This is a genomic window from Streptomyces sp. NBC_00576, from assembly GCF_036345175.1.
Lineage (GTDB): Bacteria > Actinomycetota > Actinomycetes > Streptomycetales > Streptomycetaceae > Streptomyces.
In genome coordinates, this window is sequence record NZ_CP107780.1 from 10,650,008 (window position 1) to 10,672,979 (window position 22,972).

At 68.6% G+C, this 22,972-nt stretch carries 19 protein-coding genes and 5 pseudogenes; 17 read left to right on the forward strand and 7 right to left on the reverse strand.

The genetic code is table 11. The annotated features are described in order from the left end of the window. Positions 1–40: 40 nt before the first annotated feature. From OG734_RS46455 to OG734_RS46485, 7 genes and pseudogenes are all read left to right on the forward strand, one after another. Positions 41–331 (forward strand): hypothetical protein, encoded by a 291-nt coding sequence (locus tag OG734_RS46455; protein ID WP_330293415.1) that lies wholly within the window; start codon positions 41–43, stop codon positions 329–331. Positions 332–418: 87 nt separating this feature from the next. Further along, a complete protein-coding gene (locus OG734_RS46460) occupies positions 419–916 on the forward strand; it encodes a hypothetical protein (protein ID WP_330293416.1) in 498 nt (165 codons plus the stop codon). Positions 917–1,112: 196 nt separating this feature from the next. Then, the gene (locus OG734_RS46465; RefSeq protein ID WP_330293417.1) at positions 1,113–2,285 is read left to right on the forward strand and encodes an FAD-dependent oxidoreductase; all 1,173 of its coding nucleotides are present in this window, start codon (positions 1,113–1,115) and stop codon (positions 2,283–2,285) included. 156 nt (positions 2,286–2,441) lie between these two features. Then, positions 2,442–2,750 (forward strand): annotated as a pseudogene (locus OG734_RS46470) (IS630 family transposase); the annotation flags it as partial. A 243-nt stretch (positions 2,751–2,993) separates the two neighbouring features. Then, the gene (locus OG734_RS46475) at positions 2,994–4,745 is read left to right on the forward strand and encodes an aldehyde dehydrogenase family protein (protein ID WP_330293418.1); all 1,752 of its coding nucleotides are present in this window, start codon (positions 2,994–2,996) and stop codon (positions 4,743–4,745) included. 565 nt (positions 4,746–5,310) lie between these two features. Beyond that, complete coding sequence (locus OG734_RS46480; protein ID WP_443065135.1) at positions 5,311–5,586, forward strand: zinc-binding dehydrogenase; 276 nt, start codon at positions 5,311–5,313, stop codon at positions 5,584–5,586. A gap of 34 nt (positions 5,587–5,620) precedes the next feature. Further along, a pseudogene (locus OG734_RS46485) lies at positions 5,621–7,153 on the forward strand (ISL3 family transposase). Between the two features lie 438 nt (positions 7,154–7,591). Here the strand turns inward: OG734_RS46485 and OG734_RS46490 are convergent. From OG734_RS46490 to OG734_RS46505, 4 genes and pseudogenes are all read right to left on the reverse strand, one after another. Next, on the reverse strand, positions 7,592–9,130 hold the full coding sequence (locus OG734_RS46490; protein WP_330293419.1) for an MFS transporter: 1,539 nt from the start codon (positions 9,128–9,130) through the stop codon (positions 7,592–7,594). 98 nt (positions 9,131–9,228) lie between these two features. After that, on the reverse strand, positions 9,229–10,278 hold the full coding sequence (locus OG734_RS46495) for a terpene synthase family protein (protein WP_330293420.1): 1,050 nt from the start codon (positions 10,276–10,278) through the stop codon (positions 9,229–9,231). 248 nt (positions 10,279–10,526) lie between these two features. Continuing rightward, positions 10,527–11,726, reverse strand: coding sequence for a polyprenyl synthetase family protein (locus OG734_RS46500; RefSeq protein ID WP_330293421.1), 1,200 nt, complete (start codon positions 11,724–11,726; stop codon positions 10,527–10,529). A 456-nt stretch (positions 11,727–12,182) separates the two neighbouring features. Beyond that, positions 12,183–12,434 (reverse strand): annotated as a pseudogene (locus OG734_RS46505) (transposase); the annotation flags it as partial. 226 nt (positions 12,435–12,660) lie between these two features. On the opposite strand from OG734_RS46505, the gene OG734_RS46510 reads away from it, so the two are divergent. From OG734_RS46510 to OG734_RS46525, 4 genes are all read left to right on the forward strand, one after another. Next, positions 12,661–13,743 carry an ISL3 family transposase gene (locus OG734_RS46510; RefSeq protein WP_330293422.1) on the forward strand — a complete coding sequence of 361 codons (1,083 nt, stop codon included), beginning with the start codon at positions 12,661–12,663 and terminating at the stop codon, positions 13,741–13,743. Between the two features lie 414 nt (positions 13,744–14,157). Beyond that, entirely contained in the window at positions 14,158–15,411 is a 1,254-nt protein-coding gene (locus OG734_RS46515; RefSeq protein WP_330293423.1) for an IS110 family transposase, read from the forward strand. Positions 15,412–15,526: 115 nt separating this feature from the next. After that, a complete protein-coding gene (locus tag OG734_RS46520; protein WP_330293424.1) occupies positions 15,527–15,991 on the forward strand; it encodes a transposase in 465 nt (154 codons plus the stop codon). 306 nt (positions 15,992–16,297) lie between these two features. Next, positions 16,298–16,738 carry a hypothetical protein gene (locus tag OG734_RS46525; protein ID WP_330293425.1) on the forward strand — a complete coding sequence of 147 codons (441 nt, stop codon included), beginning with the start codon at positions 16,298–16,300 and terminating at the stop codon, positions 16,736–16,738. A gap of 296 nt (positions 16,739–17,034) precedes the next feature. On the opposite strand, the pseudogene OG734_RS48250 reads toward OG734_RS46525, so the two are convergent. Beyond that, positions 17,035–17,154 (reverse strand): annotated as a pseudogene (locus OG734_RS48250) (MoxR family ATPase); the annotation flags it as partial. A gap of 21 nt (positions 17,155–17,175) precedes the next feature. Then, the gene (locus tag OG734_RS46530; RefSeq protein WP_330294050.1) at positions 17,176–17,358 is read right to left on the reverse strand and encodes a hypothetical protein; all 183 of its coding nucleotides are present in this window, start codon (positions 17,356–17,358) and stop codon (positions 17,176–17,178) included. A gap of 132 nt (positions 17,359–17,490) precedes the next feature. On the opposite strand from OG734_RS46530, the gene OG734_RS46535 reads away from it, so the two are divergent. From OG734_RS46535 to OG734_RS46545, 3 genes are all read left to right on the forward strand, one after another. Next, a complete protein-coding gene (locus tag OG734_RS46535; RefSeq protein ID WP_330293426.1) occupies positions 17,491–18,030 on the forward strand; it encodes a hypothetical protein in 540 nt (179 codons plus the stop codon). Positions 18,031–18,078: 48 nt separating this feature from the next. Beyond that, complete coding sequence (locus OG734_RS46540) at positions 18,079–18,555, forward strand: hypothetical protein (RefSeq protein WP_330293427.1); 477 nt, start codon at positions 18,079–18,081, stop codon at positions 18,553–18,555. Between the two features lie 327 nt (positions 18,556–18,882). After that, positions 18,883–19,242 carry a hypothetical protein gene (locus tag OG734_RS46545; protein ID WP_330293428.1) on the forward strand — a complete coding sequence of 120 codons (360 nt, stop codon included), beginning with the start codon at positions 18,883–18,885 and terminating at the stop codon, positions 19,240–19,242. Between the two features lie 175 nt (positions 19,243–19,417). Here OG734_RS46545 and OG734_RS46550 read toward each other — a convergent pair. Then, positions 19,418–19,903 (reverse strand): annotated as a pseudogene (locus OG734_RS46550) (helix-turn-helix domain-containing protein); the annotation flags it as partial. A gap of 461 nt (positions 19,904–20,364) precedes the next feature. On the opposite strand from OG734_RS46550, the gene OG734_RS46555 reads away from it, so the two are divergent. From OG734_RS46555 to OG734_RS46565, 3 genes are all read left to right on the forward strand, one after another. Then, on the forward strand, positions 20,365–20,568 hold the full coding sequence (locus OG734_RS46555) for a hypothetical protein (RefSeq protein ID WP_330293429.1): 204 nt from the start codon (positions 20,365–20,367) through the stop codon (positions 20,566–20,568). 715 nt (positions 20,569–21,283) lie between these two features. Then, positions 21,284–21,994 (forward strand): replication-relaxation family protein, encoded by a 711-nt coding sequence (locus tag OG734_RS46560; protein ID WP_330293430.1) that lies wholly within the window; start codon positions 21,284–21,286, stop codon positions 21,992–21,994. Beyond that, on the forward strand, positions 21,964–22,158 hold the full coding sequence (locus OG734_RS46565; protein ID WP_330293431.1) for a hypothetical protein: 195 nt from the start codon (positions 21,964–21,966) through the stop codon (positions 22,156–22,158). Before OG734_RS46560 ends, OG734_RS46565 begins: the two co-directional genes overlap by 31 nt. Positions 22,159–22,972 lie beyond the last annotated feature (814 nt).

Here is a 22,972-nt window from a genome sequence, read left to right on the forward strand (position 1 = left end):
GGCGGCCACGGGTGACGGCTATGCCGAAGGGATCGCCGACGTGGTCCTGTTGAGCATCGCGATGTACGAGGCTGCGGTCTTCCCACTCACCTCTGATGGGGTGAGCGATGAGAAGCAGGAGGCCCGTTGCACCGTCGCGTACCGGCTGGCCGCCTACGACGGCCTGCCCCGTTCCGTTCGCGTGTCGGCGGCTGCCGCGCTGGAGGCTCTTGATGACGGAGTGGACGCCGAACGTGCCCGCGCTGCCGTGAAGGAACTGTCGCTCGCGGTATCTGAGTGCCGCAGCGGCCGTTCTCTGCTGGGTGATGCCTTTGACTCCAGCAGTGGGTAGAGATCACCCAGTTTCTAGGTGTATTGACCCGCAGGGTTGTTCACGCGGCTGGTGGGTGGGTGGGTGGGTGGGTGGGTGGGTGGGTGGGTGGCCCTGGCCGCTGCCCATCCCGACGACGCTGCACTGTACTGCGACGTACTCCTCAACATCGACCCCGAGGCGCTCGTGCCAGCGTTGATGGCCGACCCCCCTCGAGCACTCGAGATCGTCCGGGCGATGCCCGAGCTTTTGGGCACACACCGATCAACGGCGCGCGGCGAAATCGACGCCGTCATCCTGTGGCTGTTCACCGTCGCACGCCACGCCGCCAATACTGGCCAGCTGCACCTGCTCGAGGAAAGCTGCAACGGCGCGTTCACCTGGGACGCTTTGTGGGATCAGTGGACGCCGCAAGGCAAGATCAGGCCCTGGCTGCGCACCCTGACAGGAGATGCCGCCGGATCGGTCGCAGGAGCACTGCGCGATCATCCCGACTGCGCACGCCACTTCTCCTCCCTGGCTAGCGAATTGCGAGTTGATCACCGGATCCGCTCGACAGTTTCACCACCTTCGCCGGGCTCGACCCGAACCAGCGGTTCAACGTAAAAGTGATTGTCCTTTGTCCACGCCGCGATCGGCCTCGCGCCGAGCGGTGCAGCTCCGTCATGGTCGCCTACGGGTGGGGCTACCGTGATCCCGGCGTGTAACGCGCAGCCCGTGCTGACATGCCCTGACTCTACGATTGCAGAGGCAGGGCTCTGCGGCTGTAGAGGGTGCTCGAACCGAACGGAAGTGGTGTTCCATGCCGAAACGTCACGCGGTGGTGGCCGGGGCCGGAATCGGCGGCCTCACCGCCGCCGTCGCACTGCACCGCCGCGGCTGGCGCGTCACCGTCTGCGAACGCGCCCCCGAACCCCCCGCCACCGGCGCCGGCATCGGCCTCGCCCCCAACGCCCTGCGCGCACTCGACACCATCGGCGTCGACGCCGCCCTCGCCACCGGCAGCGCCGTACCCACGGCGATGGGCGTACGCCGCTCCGACGGCCAGTGGCTCACCCGGACCGACACCGCCGACATGGCAGCCCGCTACGGCATGCCCCCGATCGCCGTCCCGCGCCCGGCCTTCACCGCCGCCCTGGCCGCCTCTCTGCCGCCGGAGGCCCTCCGCTACGGCACCGCCGTGACCGCCGTCGACGACGCCGCGGGCCGCCCGACCATCCGTACGGCAGTCGGCCCGAACCTTCCCGCCGATCTGGTCGTAGCCGCCGACGGCATCCACAGCCCGCTGCGCCGCGTGTACTTCCCCGCCCACCCCGGCCTGCACTACATCGGCGAGACCGCCTGGCGGACCATCGTGGACGCCCCGGACCTCCGGATACCGGCCATGAGCGAGACCTGGGGGCGGGGCGAGCGGTTCGGCGTCACCCCGCTCTCCGACGGCCGGTTTTACCTCTACGCCACCGCGGTCCTCCCGGCCGGCACCCGGTCGGCCGACCCCCGCGCCGAACTCCGGCGCCGCTTCGGCTCGTGGCACGACCCGATTCCGGCCCTGCTGGACCGCGTCCGCCGCCTCGACCCTGCCGACGTCCTCCAGAACGACCTCTACGACCTGGCCGCCCCGCTCCCCACCCTGCACCACGGCCGGATCGCCTGGCTGGGCGACGCCGCCCACGCCATGGCTCCCAACCTCGGCCAGGGCGGTTGCCAGGCCATCGAGGACGCGGTGCTCCTCGCGCACCTGCTTCCCGCCGGAGACGGCACAGACTCCGTCCCGGCCGCCCTCGCCGCGTACACCGCCGCCCGCCGCGGGCGTACCGACGCCGTGCGCGTCCGCGCCCGCCGGGTCGGCCGCCTGGGCGCCCTGCGTAACCCGCTCGCGGTGGCGGCCCGCGACCTCGCTGTCCGTGCCACCCCTGCCCGCCTGGCCCTGCGCGGCATGGACGATCTCTTCAACGGATTCCGCCTCCCCGGGTAGCAGGGACCGCGAGCCTCTGTCGTCAAAGTCCCGCCGGGCCGCGCGGCCCAGCACCGCTGCTCGCTTCGTTGTCGGACCGCCCGACTGCGTTCAGAACTCGAGCGGACCTCCGCCTTGCGATGCACGCACCGGACAACACGCGCCCTATCGCAAGCCCACAACACCGCCGAGATCAGGACGTGGCTCGGCAAGCACCCCCGCTTCCACGTCCATTTCACCCCGACCGGTTCCTCCTGGATGAACCAGGTGGAGCGGTGGTTCGGCCTGCTGACCGACAAACCCATCCGCCGCGGCGTCCATACGTCCGTGAAGGCCCTGGAGGACGACATCACCGCCTGGATCGACACCTGGAACGAGAACCCACGGCCCTTCACCTGGACCAAGACCGCCGACGAGATCCTCAACTCCCTCGCCGACCACCTCACCAAGGTCGGAACCGACAGCCAGAAAACAGGGCAGAACTAACCATCAGGATTTCTGACGCAGCACTCTAGGTGCGGTACGGCAGGGATGCCGATGCCGATGCCGGTCAGGGTGGAGGAACCGCGGAAGGTTGTTTTCAGGCATCATGCCCCGTGAATTTTTATTTTCACGCCGGCCTTGACATCACCCTGCGCCCACGCGGAGTATCTGCCCTGAACCTGTCAGACAGGCAGACAGCCAGTCAGGGCTTCAGGCGTCGGCGACAGGCTCGGAGAGGCTGAGACCATGCACCTTGGTCCGTACGAGCGTCACCTGGAGCTGATCCAGGAGGTCACTCGGACTGCGGCGGTCGGCGACTGCCTCAAACCCTTCACCCGGTCAACCGGTCAGGAAGCCACCGACGCGGGCATGAGATCGGTACGGACCGCGGCAAAGGTTTTCAGTTCATTGCTGGGACGGCCCTTCGAACTCGACCAACCCGGTCAGCTGGGCCGGGTGATCACCGAGACCTCCCCGTACGGCATTCACCTGGGCATCAGTTACCCGCGCTGCGATCCGGCGGCCCAGGTTGCGGCGGCCGCGCGGGCGATGGCGGGGTGGCGTTCCGCCGGACTCCACCAGCGCGCAGGACTGGCCACGGAGATACTGCGTCGGCTGAACATCCGCAGCCATGAGCTTGCCCTCGCTGTGCACCACACCACCGGCCAGCCCCTCGAGGCGGCGTTCCGGGCCGCCGGGCCACGCGCCCAGGACCACGCACTGGAGACGGTGGCTTACGCCTTCGCCGAGTGCGCGCGCGTACCGGAAGACCTTCACACAAAGAGTCCGCGCCGCCGAAGGCAGCCGGTGACCATGCAGGGTACCTCCACCCTGGTGCCGCGCGGCGTGTCGCTGCTCATCGGCTGTCCCGACTACCCCTTGTGGAATGGGTATCCGGGTATGTTCGCCAGCCTCGTGACCGGTAACCCGGTCATCGTGGCACCCCATCCGCGAGCCGTGCTGCCACTGGCGATCACCGTGCGCATCGCACGCGAGGTGCTGACGGAGGCCGGCCACGATCCGAATATCGTGACCCTGGCGGTGGCGCAACCCGAAGAACACCTCTGCCGGAGACTGGCGACAGACCCAGCGGTGCGGATCGTCGACTTCACCGGCTCCGCGCGCTTCGCCGACTGGCTCGAGCAACACGCCCGCCAGGCCGCTGTGTTCGCCAGCCGGACCGGACCGAACACGGTGCTGGTGGACTCCACCGAGGACTACCAGGGCCTGGTGCGCGGCCTTGCCCGTTCCCTGTGCCTGAGCAGTGGCACGGTCCGCACCACGCCGCAGAACATCCTGGTGCCGGCCACAGGCATCGCCACCGATGAGGGGTCGAAGAGCCTCCGGGACCTCGGTTCCGACCTGTGTGAGGCCATGGAACGACTGCTTGGACATCCAGCTCGCGGGGCGCGGCTGCTGAGCGCGATCGCCGGCGCCGAAGTTCCGGCGAGCCTGGCACAGGCCGCGCGGTACGGAAGGGTGTTGCACGCTTCCCGGCGGGTGCGCCATCCGGACTGTCCCGCCGCTGATCTGCGCACCCCACTGCTGGTGCGGTTGGCGGCGCGGGACGAGCAGATCTACGCCCGGGAGTGGCCGGGGCCGGTCGCGTTCCTCGTGGACACCGACTCAACCTCGCACAGTCTGACCTTGTTCCGCCGGACCGCGCGCGCCCACGGAGCACTGTACGCCTCGGTCCACTCGACCAATCCGCTGGTGCTGGCAGCCGCTGAAGCCGCGTCACTGGACGTCGGCGTGCACCTGGTGCAGAACGTCAGCGACGAGCTTCCGGCCGACCCGACCTCAGGCATCGCGGGCCTCCCCGTCACAGGCGCCCACTTCATCACCGGACGGTTCCAGGTGATGCTGTCCTGGCGGCATGTCGTCGCAACAGAATCGGGCGGCGCCGCTGCGGCGGGCGAAGCGGCCGGCAAGCCCAAGCCCATACGCCTGCGGAAGCAGTCGAACACCATCCGCCTCGCCCCGGCTGCTCTGAGCTGACACATACAGCAGTCCCTGGTCGTACGGCCCGTCGGTGGCGTCGGTGTCGGTGTACGCGCGGCTTGGGGCCGCGACGCCCAGCCTCGGTGCCGGGGGGCGTCACGTCAGTTGTCCCCCCGGAAGTCCCCCGCTCGATCGCGGGCTCAGCCGCCTTCCTGATCCTGGACAAGGTCGGTCTGAGCTTGCCGCTCGCCTTGAGTAGATCCTCGAGCGATGTGCTGAAGGCCCGTGCCCGCTCCTCCTCGGTCTTGAACCTTTAGTTGCCCGGGGTCATCGCGTCCCGGCAGGTACGGCTTTGGCGAGAAACTGCGGCCAACGACGTGGACCACACTTTTCGGATGTTCTGGTCGGGTACGGGGAAGTAGGCCAGGGCGTCGTCGGCCCGCCGGGCCAACGTGCCGCAGATGTGGCGGAACTTCTTCTCCTCCAGTTGATTTTTCCGTCGTTGTCGGGCTGCTTTGCGGCCGCCGTGAGCGCCTCGCCGAGTTCGACGAGCGACTCGCCGATCCCTTCGTAGTGCTCGGTCCCGCCATGCGCCATCCAGGCTGCCGCCTGCGCCGAGCGGATCCTCGCCGAACGGGCCCTCGGAGCGGCCTCCACGAGTTCGGCGCGGCGCAGCGCCAAGAAGCTCGGCGTCACGTACTCCTTCCTGTTCATGAAGGCCAGCGGCGGCGACCAGTTCCGTGAGCTCGCCTCCCTCGTCGACGCAGGGAAGATCCGCCCCATTGTCGACCGCGTCTTCCCGTTCGACGAGACCCTCCAGGCCATGGAGTACGTCGAGAAGGGCCGGGCGAAGGCCGGGACTGTAAATCGTTCGGCCCTGTCTCACATTCGGTGGTGACGCAGAGTCGTGAGGGGTCGTTGGCCTCTGTGTGATGGATGTCAACGAGCTTGTGCAGACGGTGTTTTCGGGTCTTTCCCCGCTGGTCATCGAGGATGTGGTCGACGAGGGCGAGCGGGTCGTGGTGCGGGCACGGACTCCGCAGGACTATGCGGTCTGTCCGGTGTGCGGGGCGTCGTCGGGGCGAGTGCACGGCTATCACTGGCGGACGGTGGCCGACGTACCGGTCGACGGCCGGCGGGTGGTGGTCCGCGTACGGGTGCGGCGCCTGGTGTGTCCGACACGCGGCTGCCGCCACACCGTCCGCGAGCAGGTGCCCGGAGTCCTGGAGCGATACCAACGCCGCACAGCCCGTCTGGCCAACCAAGTCAAGGCTGTGGTCAAGGAGTTAGCGGGCCGGGCAGGAGCATGGTTGCTGGCGATACTCGCGGTGAGTATGTCGCGTCACACGGCCCTGCGCGCCCTGTTGCGCATCCCGTTGCCCACCGGGCGGACGCCGCGCGTGATCGGCGTCGATGATTTCGCTCTGCGCCGACGGCACCGCTATGCCACCGTCGTGATCGATGCCGAGACCCACGAGCGGATCGACGTGCTGCCCGACCGGACGGCCGACACCCTGGAAGCGTGGCTGCGCGAGCATGCGGGCGTCGAGGTCGTGTGCCGGGACGGCTCGGCCACGTAAGCCGAGGCCATCCGCCGCGCCCTGCCCGAAGCGGTGCAGGTCGCCGATCGATGGCACGTGTGGCACAACCTGTGCGAAGCGGCCCTGAGCGAGGTGAAGGCACACAGCACCTGCTGGGCCGCCGTGCTGGACGCGCCCCTGTACGACGGGCCACGAACGCAGACGACCCTGGAACGCTGGCATCAGATCCACGACCTGCTCGAGAAAGGTGTGGGCCTGCTCGAGTGCGCCCGCCGCCTGCAACTGGCCCTGAACACCGTCAAACGCTACGCCCGCGCCGACCGGCCCGAGCGGATGCTCCGCGTCCCCAAATATCGCGCCAGCCTCGTCGACCCCTACCGCGAGCACCTGCGTAAACGCCGGGCCGAGGACCCCGCCGTCCCCGTCCAGTATCTCTTCGAGGAGATCAAGTCCTTCGGGTTCACCGGCTGCCTCAACCTCCTGCACAAGTACATCAACCAAGGCCGCGCGGACGCCGACCGCAGCCACATCTCCCCGCGCAGATTCGCCCGGATGCTGCTGACCAGGCCCGACAACCTCAAGGCCGAGCATCACGAGCTCCTGGCCAAGCTCACCGCCGCCTGCCCCGAGATGACCCAACTGGCCACCCTCATCCGGGACTTCGCCCAACTCCTGACGCCTCACGCCGGAAATGCCGACGCACTCACGCACTGGATCGCCCAGGCCCGCGCCGTCGACCTACCTCATCTCCACGCCTTCACCCGCGGCCTGGAACGAGACCGCGACGCCGTGAACTCCGCCCTCACACTTCCGTACAGCAACGGCCCCACCGAGGGCGTCAACACCAAGACCAAGCGGATCGCGCGCCAGATGCACGGACGAGCAGGCTTCACCCTCCTCCGCCACCGCATCCTCCTCGGATAGCAACACCCTCTGTCACCACCGAAAGTGAGACAGGGCCGCTCGTTTGACAGACCCGCGCTGCCCGTACGACGCGGCGGCACTACGCGCCCGCAGCTTCTGCTGGTGACATTTCAGGGCTGGTCGGGCGGGGAGTCCTGCAAGTACCAGCCCTGGGCGGCCATGCGCTGTCGCCGGTGTCGTATACCGGGCACAGCTCCAGGTGGATCGGCCGCCCGTGTCCGTCGTCCTGCGGCGCCATCCCGCTCTGGCAACCGCAGTTCAGGGCACAGGCGCGGGAGCGCACAGCGACGACCTCCGGTATGCAGGTGGAGATCTTCGCCTACTTCGGATTCACCTACACGGGGAGCTCGGACGACGGTCGCGGGCGCTGCTGTAGAGGCCGGCTTCCGTGTGACTACTGGCCCGGCTCGACCTGGCTGTCGCGGGTGGCGACGTCGGTCATGGGATGGCCTCACGTGGTTGGGGTGGTATGTCAGCAGTAGCTCCTGGCTGGGCCGTTGTCTGTCGGTGGGGGAGCCAGAGCCAGGTGATGGCGGTGGCGATGAGGCAGGCTGCTGCTCCGGTCCAGCTGGCGGCCTGTACTCCGGCGGTGAACGCCTGTTGGAGCACCTCTGCGTGCTGAGCCGCCGGGCGTGATGCCTGGCTGCCGTTCACGAGGTGGGTGAGCGGGAGGCTGGCGGCGTCGTGGCCGGTGTGCTGCTCGAGGCGTTTGTGGTGGGCAGTGGTGAGTGCGGTTCCGAGGGCGGCGATGCCCAGAGCCCCGCCGACTTCGCGGACCAGGTCGTTGAGGGCGGCTCCGGTGCCGGCCCGCTCGGTGGGGACGGCACCCATGATGGCTTCGGTGGCCGGGGCAGCGGCCAGTCCGGCACCGCACCCGGCGGTGAGCTGGAAGAGCAGGACGGGCCCGTATCCGGACTCGGCAGGGGCGTTGGCCAGGATGATAAACCCTGTGGCTACGAGTGCCATCCCGGCGGTGACCGGGATCTTGTCGCCCCAGCGCGGCGCGATGAGGAGGGACAGCCCGGCCCCGCAGCCCGTCGCCCCGGCCAGCGGCAGCATGAGCCATCCGGTCTGGGCTGGGCTGTGGCCGAGCACCGTCTGCAGGTACAGGCTGATGATGAACAGGGCGCCGAACAGGGCGAAGAACATGAAGGCGAGCGCGAGCGCCGCGGCCGAGAAACGCCCGTTACGGCACAGGGCGACGGGGATGAGGGGCGATGGATGTCTGCGCTCCCACCACGCCAGCGCCATCAGTATGCCCGCAGCGGCGGCGAAGGCGGTCATGACAAGCGGATCAGCCCAGCCGCGTACCGGTGCCTCGATGATCGCCCACACCAAGGCCAGCAGCCCGCCGGTCACCAGGGTCATGCCCACCCCGTCACCGCGGCCAGGGCGCGGGTGCCGCGACTCGGGCACCCAGCACCATGCCCCGGCCACGGCCACGACCACCACGGGGACGTTGAGCCAGAACCCGGCCCGCCAGGAGAACTGCTCCACCAACGCGCCCCCGGCCACCGGCCCGGCCAGCGCCCCCGACCCGGCCACCAGGGCCCATACCGCGATGGCCCGCCGGCGCGCCGCCGGCTCCGGGAACACCACCGTGATCAGTGACAGCGTCGACGGCATCAGCAACGCCGCCCCCAGACCCATCACCACCCTGGCTGCGATCACCTGACCCGCGTCCTGGGCGGTGGCACCGTACACCGACGCCAGACCGCACAGCACCAGGCCCAGCACGAACGCGCGGCGCCGCCCGTACGCATCCCCCCACGCCCCGCCGGCCAGGACGCCGCAGGCCAGGGCCAGGGTGTAACCATCTGCGACCCACTGCAGTGTGCTCATGCCCGGCTCCAGCTCCGCCTGCAGACTGGGCAAGGCCACGTTCAGCACCGTCACATCCACGCCGATCAAGAACAGGCCCGCGCACAGGACCGACACAGCAGACTTCGGGTGTGCCGACGCTGTCTCCATGGTCATGACTGATGCAACCCCCGGTGCGCAGCGGTACTGCGGTCTGTCATGTTGCTGAGGGGCGTCACCGTGCCGTTCCAGAGCAGGGCGCAGCGACGGTGCTGTCAGCCGAGCTGGTCCCACCACCAGGCGATGGTCGGGATGGGCAGAGGTTCCGTGATGAGGTCGCTGGGCTTGTCCACGACGGTGACGCCGTTCTCGGTCTCGGCGGATCGGTAGCGGGCTGTCAGCGTGGGCAGGGTGATGTTTCCGGTGATCATGTTGTCCCATCCTGCGAGATAGCGGCGCATGTCCTCGTCGGCATCGCTCAGGAGCCTTTCGCGCAGGCGCAGGTAGAGGGTCATGATCCGGTCTCGGATGGCGACTGCCTCGGTGACGGCCCTATCGAGGGAGTAGTCGGGATGTTCGTGGCAGAGCGCGGTGAACAGGTTGTGCTTCCTCGACGCCATGCGGCGTTCTTTGAAGTAGGAGTAGCGGTCGTTGTCCAGTGCGGTGATGTGCCCGGCCGCCTCCGTGATGGCCCGGACTTCGGGGCGGGCCCATTCCTGCGCGCTGATCTCTGAATGCGTCGCTCCGTCCATGAAGCCGATGGCGGAATATCCGCCCACCGAGCTGAATCGCAAAGCCAGGTAGTCGTTGACGTTGAGCGGGGTTCCCCGCTGCACGAGAACGGCTTCCGTGGTCATCGAGTAGAGCCATTGGCTCTGTCCGGCGACGAAGCGTTCGTATTGCACGGGCGTCAAGGCTTTCCTGAGGGCCAGCACGGCGTCTCGAAGTGCCCTGTCGGCGGGGGCCGTGGAGTCGTGCCAGGCGTCGGGAGACCTCAGGATGTGTTCCCACCGGCCCAGCTCGACGATGATGTCGCCGAGCGGGCGGTCCGATTCGACGCGATCGTTCGGCAGCCAGCCCCACGTGTTGTAGCGGACGAAGGATTTCGCGGTCTCGCCGGTCGCGTGTGGGATCAGGTGGGCGGTGAAGGCCGCACCGAGTTCAGCGAACACGGCGGTGCGCCGTGGGTCGCCTTCACCGATGTCGGACTGCTTGGCCCAGTCGCGGGAAAATTCTCGCAGTTCCTCGTATTCCGGGCTGACATAGGGGGTCAGCGGACAGTAGAAGGTGAGCAGTTGCCTGCCGAGATTCTTGGCATCCGTCACTTGTCCTCCCAATGACTTTGGTGGGACGCCGCCAAAGCCGTACCCACCTTTACGGTTTGGTCCGCGCTGCTGGTCCTGGGCGTGAGGCGCGCGGGCTCATGCGCAGCTGGGGGCCGTTTGCGTCAGCCGTCGGGAGCCTTCCAGCTGGCAGCCTTTCCTCCTCCGCTCGGATCGATCTGGCGGCCGACCGTGACTGGGGCTTCGGTAGACGGCCTGCTCATGGCGCCGATGGTGCTCCCTGTCCGGCTTCAGTAGTCCCGGTCGGAGACCAGGAGGGTGAGGGCAGTCAGTTCCGCCCGCGTGATGGCATCAGTGCCTACAGCGTCCAGCCGGCCCAGGGCCTGCTGGATGTGACGATCGGCTTCCGCCCTGGCCCAGGTGCGGCCTCCGGCCCTGTCCACCAGCTCGGCCGCTGTCTGCAACTCCTGCTGAGACAAAGGCCGTCGGCCGGCATACAGCTCACGCAGCTCCCGGGCTGCCAGCCCGTCTGCGGCCAGGGCTGCCACGACGGGGAGGGACTTCTTGCGGGCCGCCAGGTCCGCATATACCGGCTTGCCGGTGCGCGCAGGGTCACCCCAGATCCCGAGCAGGTCATCGATCAGCTGGAAGGCCGCGCCTACATGGGCGCCGAAGGCCCGCAGGTGCGCGACGCGTTCCGCGTCCGCCCCCGCCGCCAGGGCCCCCAGGGCGCAGGAGGCGGCGATCAGTGAGCCGGTCTTGCCCGCCGCCATGGCCGCACACTCGGCCACCGATACCCTCTCGCGCTCCTCCAGGAGAGTGTCGGCGTATTCGCCGTCGATCAGTTCCTGGACCGCGGCCGTCAACAGGCCCACGCCCTCCTTGCCGCCCAGCGGGGACGGGGCCTGGGCGAGGACCTGGGTGGCCAGGAAGAACAGGGCATCACCGGCCAGGATCGCGGCGGGTAATCCCAGTTTGGCCCAGAGGGCCGGCCGTCCTCGGCGTAGCCGGTCGCCATCGATGATGTCGTCGTGCAGCAGCGAGGCATTGTGAACCAGTTCCACAGCCACCGCCGCGGGCACCCCCGCCTGCGGGGTACCGCCTGCCGTCTCACATGAGAGCAGGGTCAGGGCAGGGCGCACCGCCTTGCCCACACTCGCATTGCCGCCGGGTAAGAGTGCTCCGGATATGTCTCGCCATCCGAAATGCACGCCCACCAGAAGCCCGACTGCCTGCGGTAGTTGATCAACTGCCTGTCGCAGAGCGGGAAACGTCACTCCGGCTGCCTCTGCCAGCATCTGCTGAGCGGTCCGTATTGATCGGGTCGAAGCGGCCACGGCCATGGCGCCTCCCTCCGGGGCAGTATGCGACTGGGGCTGTGACGGATGCTGTCCTGGAACGGGGCGAGCATTGTGCCGTGCTGTTGGCTTGGGCTTCTCCGTAGGTCGGTGAGCCAGGCGAAGCGGCGCGAGCGCGCTCAGCAGGGTCATCGGCAGCCTCGTTCCTGAAGGCGGCGCGGATTTCGACAGCCAACGACGGCAGGTGACCGGTCGGCAGGCACCGCATCCGGGCCCTGTAACAGGACTGACAGCGGTGCGGTATCGGGAGCTGAGGCGAAAGCGGCCATGGGACACCAGCCTTGACCAGGTCAGTAACCTCCCTTTGATGGATCCGGGCAGCGCGTACTGCGAACGATCCCCGGACCGTCACACCCGCGGGAGGCGCACCCGACCGGCACTTAGCGCGAACACGCGTCTACGAAGTGCGCTCGTAGTCATTTCCCTCCGCCCCGAGCCCCGGCCCAGAGGTGGCCGGCTTGGCGCACCCTTTAGAGGGGTGTTCCTCGACTCCGAGATGGGCGCCGCCACCGTGGAGCGGGCGGCCAGCGCCGGACGTCCATCGGTGGCCGTCGCCCGTTGCACCGATTCGGTCACTTAGACGGTGTCCTATGTGGTGAGGCGGACGAACCGCTTGTAGCAGCAGATGGCTGCGGCGAGACCGAGATAGGCCAGGTAGTTACGGGGATTGCGTTCGTAGCGGGGGCTGAGTCTGCGGTAGCCGGACAGCCACGAGATGGTTCGTTCGATCACCCAACGGCGGCGGCCCAACCGTTCGCTGGACTCGATGCCTTTGCGGGCGATGCGCACGCCGATGCGCCTGCCGCGTAACCACTTGCGCAGGTGGGGGATGTCGTAGGCCTAATAGGCGCCGTGGGTTGGCCGTTAGGCCAGTCCTGGCAGGGGCCGGGTGAGACGTCTGGTCTGGTCTGTATGCGGCGCCTGGGAGCGCTTCGACAAGAGGGACGTATGCGCGGCTCTGCCGCTTCGAATTCGGTCGGTCGTCGGCGACGGGTGAATCGTGGTTCTGGATCACTTTTGGTGCCAGGGCCACGGAGGGTCACCGAAACCGCGATCATGAACGGCCGTGGCTGATGTCCTCCTCCAGGACCTGTGGTTCCACCAGGTCGAAGGTGTCGTGATCGAAAACGTCGTGTCCGACGGCGAGTTGGTGGCCGTACGGGCCCGGACAGCTGTTGAGCGAGCCGTCTGTCCGGCATGCGGGGCATGGTCGTCTTGGGTGCACAGCCGGTACGTACGTCGGCTCGCCGACGGCGCGGTCGGCGGGCGCCCGGTACTGATCGAGTTAAAGGTGCGGCGCTTCCGCTGCGGTCAACATCCCTGCAGGCAGGCGACGTTCGCTGAGCAGGTCGACGGCCTGACCGTCCGGCACGGCCGACGCAGCACCGGGCTGCAGAAGGTGCTGGAACGCCTGGCGGTGATGCTGGCCGGCCGGGCCGGCGCTCGCCTGTCCCATGCTCTGGCGGCCGGGGTAAGCAGGTCGACGCTGTTGCGGTTGATCCGTCGCCTGGCTGAGCCCGAGACGTCGACACCGCGGGTGCTCGGAGTGGATGACTTCGCGCTGTGCAAAGGGCACAATTACGGCACGGTCCTGATCGATATCGAGACCCGCCAGCCCGTCGACCTGCTGCCGGACCGGACGACGTCGACGGTCGCCCGATGGCTCGCCGACCATCCCGGCGTCGAGGTGATCTGCCGCGACCGCTCCACCGCCTATGCCGAGGCAGGACGCCTCGGCGCCCCGAACGCCATCCACGTCGCGGACCGGTGGCACATCTGGTCCAACCTCGCCGAGGCCGTCGAGAAGACCGTCGTCCAGCACCGCGCTCTGCTGCGTGAACCGCACGACTCCGCCACGTCCCAGGCCACCGCGGCCCTGGAGAACGCGGCCCTGGAGAACGCGGCGAACCTCGATCACTCCTCTCCCACCGGGCCGAGGACAACCGGCTGGCACTCCGACCGCGTCCGGGAAAAGCACACGGCTGTCCACGTCCTCTTCGACCAAGGCATCGGCCTGCGGACGATCGCCCGCCAGCTCGGGCTCGCCCGCAACACCGTCCGCCGCTACGCGAATGCGGCGAGCGCAGACGAGCTCCTGGTCGGCCGGTGGACCGGCCGCACCAGCATCCTCGACCCCTACAAGCCCTGATTCCTCTGTAACAGCTCCGCCGGACGGTTCGAGCGCGGGACTGTGACGCCTTCCTGGACCCCGGCCTGCGAGGCCTCCACTGAGAGGGGCGCCAGTCCCATGACTCGGGTGGCGGCAGCCGTGGGGGCGTCGGGCGGACAACCTATACAAGCCCCGGCCTGCGAGGCCTTCTAGGTAGAGCGGTGACGCCCGGCGTCGTCACGGTCGCCACCACCGGACTGAACGTCCACTCTTTGGGGTTGGTGGTGCGAGCCCGTTTCACGGTGACCTCTTGCCAGCCCTGAACCACCGAGTTCTGGGCAAGACCGAGGCCCGTGAGGCGCGCTGGTGCCGCGAACGGCTTGTGAGATGTCGGACCGAAGAGTCCTGGAATTAGGGAGCCGCGCGGCCCGCATGCGCTCGTGACCAGTGCAGATGTCAACGCCAAGGGGAGGGAACACCGTGATCTACTGCGGGATCGACTGGGCCGAGAAGCACCACGACGTCGCCCTGGTCGACAACACAGGGCAGCTGCTCGCAAAACGCCGCATCAGCGACGACGTGTCCGGCTACCAGCTGCTGCTGGAGCTCCTCGCCGAGTACGGCGACACCGAGGGGAGCCCCATCCCTGTCGCCATCGAGACCAGCCGCGGTCTCCTGGTCGCCGTGCTGCGGTCGGGCAAGCGGCACGTCTTCGCGGTCAACCCGATGGCCGCCGCCCGCTATCGCGACCGGCACGGCGTCTCCCGCAAGAAGTCCGACCCCGGCGACGCGTTCGTGTTGGCCAACATCCTGCGGACCGACATGCCCATGCACCGCCCGCTACCGACCGACACTGACCTCGCCCGCGCCATCGCCGTCCTGGCCCGCGCCCAGCAGGACGCCACCTGGAACCGCCAGCAGATCGCCAACCAGCTCCGCTCCCTGCTGCGTGAGTACTACCCCGCTGCCTTGGATGCCTTCACTCGCTGGGCCAACGGCCTGTGCCGTCCCGAAGCCCGTGAACTGCTCAAAGTAGCTCCCACCCCCGCTCAAGCCGCGCGCCTCACACGCACACAGCTGCGTTCCGCCCTCAAGCGCGCCGGCCGCAGCCGCGGCATCGAGGCCGAAGCCGACAGACTTAAAAAGGTCTTCCGCGGCGACTACGCGACCCAGTCCCGGCTCGTCGAGGACGCGCTGGGCAAGCAGGCCCTCGCCCTCCTGCGGCAACTCGAGGCAGCTTGCCTCGCCGCCGACGAGCTCGCCGAGGCGGTCGAGGAGTCCTTCCTCCAGCACTCGGACGCCGAGGTGATCCTGAGCTTCCCCGGACTCGGCGTCCAACTCGGCGCCCGGATGCTGGCCGAGATCGGCGACGACCGTGAACGGTTCACCGACGCCCGCGGCCTCAAGGCCTACGCCGGAGCCGCCCCCGTCACTCGCGCGTCTGGCAAGAAACACCACGTCGGACGCCGGGTGATCAAGAATGACCGACTCAACCACGCTAGCTACCTGTGGGCCTTCTCCGCCCTACGGTCCTCGCCCGGCGCCGAAGCCCACTACCGCCGTCGGCGCGAACAGGGAGACTGGCACGCCGCCGCCCAGCGGCATCTGTTCAACCGCATGATCGGCCAGCTCTACCACTGCCTCCAGACCAGCCACCTGTTCGACGAGAACGTCGCGTTCCCCTCTCAACTGGCTACGGCAGCTTGACGACTTGGCATCGTGAGATGTCTACCTCTATCAGCGGTGGGCCGAGGGCTGCACCGTCGCCCGCCGTCTGTTCGAGGAAGTACGCGAGCGCGGCTATCCCGGCGGCGAGAACGTCGTGAAGAAGTACGTGGCCAACCTCCGCGAGAACTTCCCGCACGACCCGCCCCGCAAGGCGCCATCCGTGCGGAACGTGACCAGCTGGCTCACCCGCCACCCCGACCGCCTCACCGACGACCAGGCCCAGCAGCTCAAAGCGATCTTGACCCGTTGCCCCGCACTCGACCGCACCGCCCACCACGTCCGCGCGTTCGCCGAGCTCATGAACAACCGCCAGGGCAAGCACCTGGACCAGTGGATCACGAGCGTGACGGCCGACGATCTCCCCGTCCTGCACACCTTCGTCACCGGGCTGGGTCAAGACCTCGACGCCGTCGTCGCCGGCCTCAGCCTCCGCTACAGCTCCGGCGCGGTCGAAGGCCACAACAACAAGATCAAGATGCTGAAGCGGCAGATGTTCGGCCGCGCCAACTTCGACCTGCTCCGCAAGCGAGTCCTCCTCAGCGCGCGAGGCCGTTCATGATCGCGGTTTCGGTGACCCTCCGTGGCCCTGGCACCAAAAGTGATCCAGAACCTGAATCGTGACCCTCTGACGGCGGATCAATGCGCGGCGCCGGCAGCCCGTAGGACTCACCGAGCTCAGGTCGACGGACGCGGGTTGTCCTCGAAGGGACTGAGGAGGGGGCCGGGTCCGGCCGCGCGGCGGCCAGGGACAGCGGGGGAGAGGTGACCGCGGTCCTGGGCCGCTTTGATCCAGTCCCCGACAGGCTGCCCCGTTCCTCGAGTACCTGGTGTGCGGGGTGGTGGCCGGGCAGGCTAGTTTGCTCGGGTGAGTCTCCTTGATGATGTGGCCGAGCGTGACGGTTGGCGCTGCTGGGTGTGTGACGAACCGGTCGACCCCGACGAGTCGGTGAACGACCCGCGGGGGCCCAGCGTTGATAGCCGGACCGCCGACCGCAAGGCCAAGGTCGCCGAGCGGCTTGCGCACCGTGGGTGCAACACCCGTAAGGGTGCGGTCAAGGTGGTCATCGCCTGGCCGGACCGCCTGTACGTGGTCGAACCCGCGCCGCTGATCACCGTTGCGGGGAGGCTGGAGCGCAAGGGGGGCCGCGAGATGGTGGGCCGTTGTCCGACCAGGCGGGACGCTCAAGAGGCGGCGGATTGGCTGGTGGACCGGTTCTCCCGACTGGTACCGGGGCTGCCGGTGACCGCCGACATCGAGGCGGGCGGCGGCCAGTTCCTCGTCATCCTGGCCACCGGCCGTCGCTGACCGCGGCGGCGGGACCCAGCTCCGCTGGCTGATGGCTAGCCGATCTTCTTCCAGGGCTTGCAGTCGGTGGTCTGGAACGCCTTGTCACTTGCGGCGACCTTGAGACCTCCGCACGCCACGCGATCGGATCCCTCTCAGCACGCCTGCACATCGGCGCTGGCGAAGCACTCGCCCGCATCCACGCCCGCACCTTTCGCATCGGAGAGTCGCTTCCCCAGATCGCCGCCCAGCTCCTCGTCGACGCCGGCGGAACACAGGAATGACCAGACGTTCACAACTGTCCCGCCCCGTGTCTGCCCGGCTGACGATGTTCCACTCCAGGACCTGCCCCAGGCCCAGTTCGCGGGCTATCAGGTAGGCGACGAGGGTGGACGTGCCGACGCCGGGCGGCCGGTGATCAGCACGGGACGGCGCAGCCGCGACCCGGACGGACCGGTTCAGGGCGAGCGACCGGCCTGCCGCCAGACCCGGAACGCCCAGCCGAGCGGCGGCCCGGCCCGCACGCCCCGGCCGGAGCCGGAGCCGGCGTCGTGCCGTACCCATCCAGCCCTCGTCGTCGACGTCGCGGCCGCGCGGACGACGCCAACCCACTGCGCCTTCAGGCCGTGCCCGCCGCTCATGCGCAGGAGCCCGGTGGAATGCGTGTGCCCTCCTCCCCGGTGTCGGGAGGAGGGCACACGCGCGTCAACGAACTGCAGGTCCGGCGCGACCAGGGCGAGTAGCTCCAGGGTGCCGATCCCGGCGCCGGGTGAATGATCGACAGCGACCACACGCAGCCGCCGGCCCTGCGCCGCAACAGGGTCCTGGACGCTCTCAAGCGGGCGGAGCGGAAGGTGTTCACCCGGCCGGCGCTGAAATCCGCGAAGGCTCAGATGGAATTCCTCTACACGCGCGCCAAGCAGTCCACGAAGGCCCTGGCCGAACAGCTGGGCGTCTCGCCTCGCACCGTGCAGCGCTATCGCGCCGGACAGCAGACGAAGCCTCAGAAGAAGCTGCGGGCGGCCCTGGTGGAGGAGACCGACGCGGCTGTCCCTGGCGCGCAAGCTACTGCGGAAAGTGAGGACCTTGGCCAAACGGCTGGGACGGTGGAGTTCCTTCGCGGTGCCTGCGCCGCCCTCCTGGTGCTGGGTCTGTCTGCGTCGGTGCGCTCGCTGTACGCGCAGTACGCCACCTCCGTGGCTGACTTCACGCGCACGCAGGCCGACTCGATCCGCGACGATGCGATTGAGATCTGGCAGGGCCACGCAGTCCTTGCGAGCGTGACCGTCACCATCGCCGGGATCGCCTGGTGACAGGCGCGGCACGCGGCCTGGCTGCCTCGCATGCTGGGAAAACTGTGGATGAGCGGCAGCAGGACTCTCGGTCTGCTCCTGGCCTGGGTATCCGCCGCCACACTGCTTTGGGACGAACGGCTCCGCCACCAAGCCCAGCATCTGCAGCGCACCCAGCCGGAGGCATGGGCCAAAACCCTGGGCTACGTCGCGGTCCTGGCTCTCATGTGGGGGTTCTTGCGCCTCGTCCGCGATTCGGGCACCGAGTTTCCCCTCGGCAGGTGGCACATCTCCCTGGAAGCGGTGTTCCGCCCCCTGGCTGCCTTCACCGGGACATACCTGCTGTGGTACCTCATCGACAAACCGCAGACGCGCACTCTCCTGGCGGACCCCGAGAACCCGCTGCGACTCGCGGGCATCATCGCCGGATTCCTGCTGGCGAAAGCGGGAGGCTGGAGACCGCAGCAGGGGGAACCGGCACCGGTACCCAGTGCCGAAGCCACCTCTACCGCCTCCAGACGATCCAGCAGTCCACGAACGGACTGACCACCGGCGCGACGCAGGTCCTGACGGAAGAGTCCTGATCGGGTGGCCCGGATCTATGGGGGCATCGCCGGCCGGCGGGCTGCGAGGAGGACGGGGCGTAGTACCGCGGTACTAAGGGGGGCCGCCGGATTCGGTTCCGGGGTACGGGATGGTCGCCCGGTGCCGCTCCTAGGTTGAGATCGCGGGTCAGTCAGGCCCGGCTCGCCCAATGATCTCTTCTCCTGGTGGGAGTACGACCAGTACATCCCGGTCCACGTCGTCCCGACGCCCACCACATCCTCGCCGACGCCGTCGGCGAGCTAGCTCCTGACAGAACGGAACACCAGCATGAACAAGCGCGTCATCGGCATGACCACCGCCGGCACGCTGGCCGCCACGGCGGCACTGGCCTTCACGGCCGGCCCGGCCCAGGCGGCGACCTGCAACGCTTCGGCGGGCAGCTCCTGCGTCAAGGTCATCAACTATGCGAGCGACGTCCAGAGCATCAACGTCGGCCCGTGCAAGGACATTGGGGGGCACCTGATTCCGTCCAACCAGGAATTCGCCGACCTGACCGTGGCCTCGACGGGGGCACCGTTCCTGCTGACGTACTCCACCGTCCATTGTCCGAAGCGGGGACAGAACTCCAAGAGCGTCAGCTGGAGCGCCCCGGACGCAGACAACTTCCGCACGGTGACCATTCGATAGCCGAGCCTCCCGAAAAAACCGCAGCTCAGAGACATTGTCAGTGGTGCCTGAGCAGAAGCGCGCTGAGATCGAGCGGTCCACCCGGCGAGCACACTGGCAAAGCGAGCCAATTGGCACGCCGATGTTCGAAAAGGAATCGAACGGCGGCGGGTCAATTGGCACGCCAAGCCAGGGCGATGACACGGAGCAGCCCCCGGAGACCAAACCCGAGGCGGAGGCCGCCCGCGACGAACTCACGCAGCGAACCCGCACGGGCGAGCTTGGACTCCTTGGGGCGCGACCGGCTCCCCGCCCACACCCGCTGGGCCCGGTGCGGCCGATAGGCGCCGCCGACCGCACGGGTGTCGAACTCACGCTTGACGGTGGACGCCGGCCGGTTCAGCGCCCGTCCGATTGCCCGCAGCGACCGGCCCTCACGACGCATGTCGGCGATCAGCTCCCGCTCGGTCACCGTCAAAAACCGTGGGTGCAGCCCGGCCTCGACCGCCGCGACGGAGGGCGCTGACGCGGCGGCAACGGTGCTGGTCATGCCCGTTGTGTAGTCGATCCTGCGCCCATCGGGGTGCAGGATCGCGTCGCCGATCTTCCGGATCCCGCGGTCCCAGTCCCGGGCCGTGCGTTCGTGGACCCCGACCTGTGCCGCGGCGTCCCGCCGCCGCACCCCGGCCGCGCGAAGCCGGTCATACTCCGCCCGCCCCGGATGCCCGCCCGTTCCCGGCTTCCCACGACCACCGACACCGGCCTTCCGCGCCCACCCGAACGCCGTCGCACGGTTCACCCCGACCGCTCGGGCCGCGAACGCCAGTTCTCCGTCCGGGGGCCACTTGCGTTGCGGGCAGCCGCTCCGTCAGACGACACCGGCCCGGGAGTTCACCGCACGGGGTGCGTACCGCCGACGGGGGGTGCGCTGCATCGTGCACGACATATTGCGCCGCGCGCCCGATGCGCACCGTGCAGCGTGTGGGCGGTGCGCGGCTGTGCGGGCCGGTCAAGGCCGGAAATCCAGCCGGGCAGAAGCGTTTTGCCGCCAACGATCAGTAATCAACCCACCGCGTGGAGTGGTTCCGGATACAGGTGTGCTGGGACGTTCGTGTGCCGGGAGGCTGGTCGGTGGTTCTGACGATGAACGTTGGGGTACTGCTGGCGGTCATCATCGTCTTGCGGCTGCGGCGGCGTACGCAGGCCCGGAGCCGGAACGACGAGAAGCTGACCGTCGTCATCGTGTTGGTCTTCGGCGTCCTGATCGCCCCTACCGCGTTCGGCCAGACCGTCTTCGACGTCGTCGGTCAACTCGCGCAGGGCGTGACCCAGTCGGGCAGTCCCTGAGTGGTGCCCTTCCCAACCAGCTACCCCGAGGCTGCGGTGGTGTGGCATTGGCCACGGACGAACTGTCCGGTCAAGGGGTGGTCAAGGGTCATAACGGACACCGCAAGCGGGGGTGACCAGGTCACGGACTAGGGGTGATCCCGCAGGGTGGCATCTGTCCCGCACGCGCTGGATGCGCGCGGGACGGACGAACAGCCGCCCACCCCGGCCTTGGTGCCGGAGAAACGCGAGGACACCGTGCCCACGCCCCCCGTGCCCGGCCACGCCGCCCCTTCCCGCCGCCGCGTCCGTTCGGGATCCTGGGGCCTCACCCGCCGCCATGACCCCGCCGTCCGGCCAGGCCTCGCACGCCGTCCCGGGTGCTGGGACAGCCCGGGTGTGCTCCTGCCGCCATCGCTTCCGCTCCCACTGCCGATGCCACTTCCGTGCCAACCTCCCGCGCACCTTGCGTTTTTGCAGGTCACCACGGCTTCCCGGGACTGCCCCGGATCGTCACAACCCTCGTCTCTACTCCTGACCCTGAAGGAATTGAAGGAATTGAAGGAATTGTCGGTGGGGGAGGAGATCATCGGGTTCGGGGGCCCGGTGCCCTCTGCGGCCGGGGGCCGGCGCCCGGCCGGTGGCCGGACGCGGACGGCGGGAGGGCGTGCCTGATGGCGGGCAAGCGCAAGGCGAACGAGGCGGGATCGTCGAACGGGCTGCGCGCGGATGTGCTGTGCGTGCTCGGGGTGCTCAAGGTCGCGACCGCCGACCAGATCCAGCGGCTGGCCTCGCCGCACCTGACCCACCAGCACACACGAAGAAGACGCCGGCCGCCCGGAAGGAAGCACGCACCGCCTCCCATCGCGGCGCGGCGAACGACCTGCGCCGTCACGGCCTGGCCGTCGACGGCGGCCGTACCCGGGGCGGTGAAGAGGTCCGGCTGCTCACGGCGGCCGGGCTGGCCGCCGCCGCGATCGACCTGGACCGCGAGCCGGAAGAGATGGGCGGTATACCCAAGAGCGCGGGCCGCTCCGGCGCCTCGCACCCGATGACGGTGAACGAGACGGTGATCGCGCTGATCCGAGCGAAGCCCGACCTCGACCGGCTCACCGAGCAGCCGGCCGAAGCGCAGGCAGCCGCGTGGGCCGCCGTCGACGCACCCGACGGGATCGGCACCCTCACCTCCTACGCCACCGAGGTCGCGCTCCCGGTGAAGGGCACCTGGAGGAACCCCGCGATCGGCAGTGCCCGCGCCGACGTCGTCCTGACCGCGCCGGAAGCCGGGGTGCCGCTGCTGTTCATCGAGGTCGACAACTGCACCGAGGAAGCCGTCCTCATCGCCAGGAAGTTCGACAAGTACATACGGTTCTTCAAGAGGAGGGAGAAGGACACCGACGGCATCGAGAAGCCGATGTGGCGCACCCGCTGGTCCGCACCCGGCTGAACTTCGCGTCAGTGAAGGTATTCGTGCCGCCGCTGAACTCCGCGTCGATGAAGGTAACCGTGCTGGCGCTGAGCTTCGCGCTGGTGAAGTCGACGCTGCCGGCGCTGAACTTCGCGCCGCGGAAGTCGACGCTGCCGGCGCTGAAATCCGCGCCGCCGAAGTAGAAGCTGTGGCCGTTGAATTCCGCGCCGCCGAAGGAGACCGTGCCTTGAAAAAGGCTTCCCTGTAGGTACCCGTGTTGCACGCCGACCAGGAGGTCGGTGCTTGGGGTTGTAGGTGGCTGCGGATGGTCCGGATGATGGTGAGGCGGACCTCGCGTTCGCCCTCCTTGTATGCGGTGGGCGTCGACCACAGTGATTCGCCCTCCGATGTCGTCGAGGCGGCCTCCGGATTGGGCTCGTACGGCATGCGCAGATAGGCGCACAGAACGTCGACGCACACCTGTCGCTGCTCGATCCAGTCGTCGGCGAGCCGGGCCATGGCGTATACGCCAGCCAGGCGCACCGCTGCCTGGTCGTGGCCGAGTTGGTCGGCAGCGGGTGGTGAAGCGCTCAGCGAGCTGTTTGTCGTCGGCCCGATGAGCGTCGCTCTCCGCAAGGCGCTGTTTGCGGTAGGTATAGACCCCTGCGAGAACAGCGCCGGCAAAGGTGAGGGTCGCCAGCGCGGTGCGGATCACCTCGTGGGCAGCCACGGGGCTCTCCGGGGGGGCCTCCTTTGACGCGAGAGAGTGAAGGAATTCGTAGATCCCGTAGCCCACGGCCAGGGCCAGCAGGAGGGCGAGCAGGCCCACTACCCAGACGGGCCACAAGCGGGGAGCGTGTCGGCCCCGTGAGGCCGAGTCCTTGTGTCCCCGTCGCGGCATAGCTATCACGGCTTGATCATGCTCTGGCTCTGGCTCTGACGCAGCGCTGTGGCCGTCGTTCGGCGGAACGGGAACGCTCGCCTGGGTCCGGGGTACTCCCGGCCCTGGGCGCATTT

Coding starts and splice junctions, on each gene's coding strand:
- OG734_RS46555 (WP_330293429.1), top strand. CDS start 20,365: ATGAACGTTGGGGTACTGCTGGCGGTCATCATCGTCTTGCGGCTGCGG.
- OG734_RS46530 (WP_330294050.1), bottom strand. CDS start 17,358: ATGAGCGGCGGGCACGGCCTGAAGGCGCAGTGGGTTGGCGTCGTCCGC.
- OG734_RS46490 (WP_330293419.1), bottom strand. CDS start 9,130: ATGACCATGGAGACAGCGTCGGCACACCCGAAGTCTGCTGTGTCGGTC.
- OG734_RS46475 (WP_330293418.1), top strand. CDS start 2,994: ATGCACCTTGGTCCGTACGAGCGTCACCTGGAGCTGATCCAGGAGGTC.
- OG734_RS46515 (WP_330293423.1), top strand. CDS start 14,158: ATGTCAACGCCAAGGGGAGGGAACACCGTGATCTACTGCGGGATCGAC.
- OG734_RS46500 (WP_330293421.1), bottom strand. CDS start 11,726: ATGACCCTGCTGAGCGCGCTCGCGCCGCTTCGCCTGGCTCACCGACCT.
- OG734_RS46535 (WP_330293426.1), top strand. CDS start 17,491: ATGATCGACAGCGACCACACGCAGCCGCCGGCCCTGCGCCGCAACAGG.
- OG734_RS46465 (WP_330293417.1), top strand. CDS start 1,113: ATGCCGAAACGTCACGCGGTGGTGGCCGGGGCCGGAATCGGCGGCCTC.
- OG734_RS46545 (WP_330293428.1), top strand. CDS start 18,883: ATGAACAAGCGCGTCATCGGCATGACCACCGCCGGCACGCTGGCCGCC.
- OG734_RS46540 (WP_330293427.1), top strand. CDS start 18,079: ATGAGCGGCAGCAGGACTCTCGGTCTGCTCCTGGCCTGGGTATCCGCC.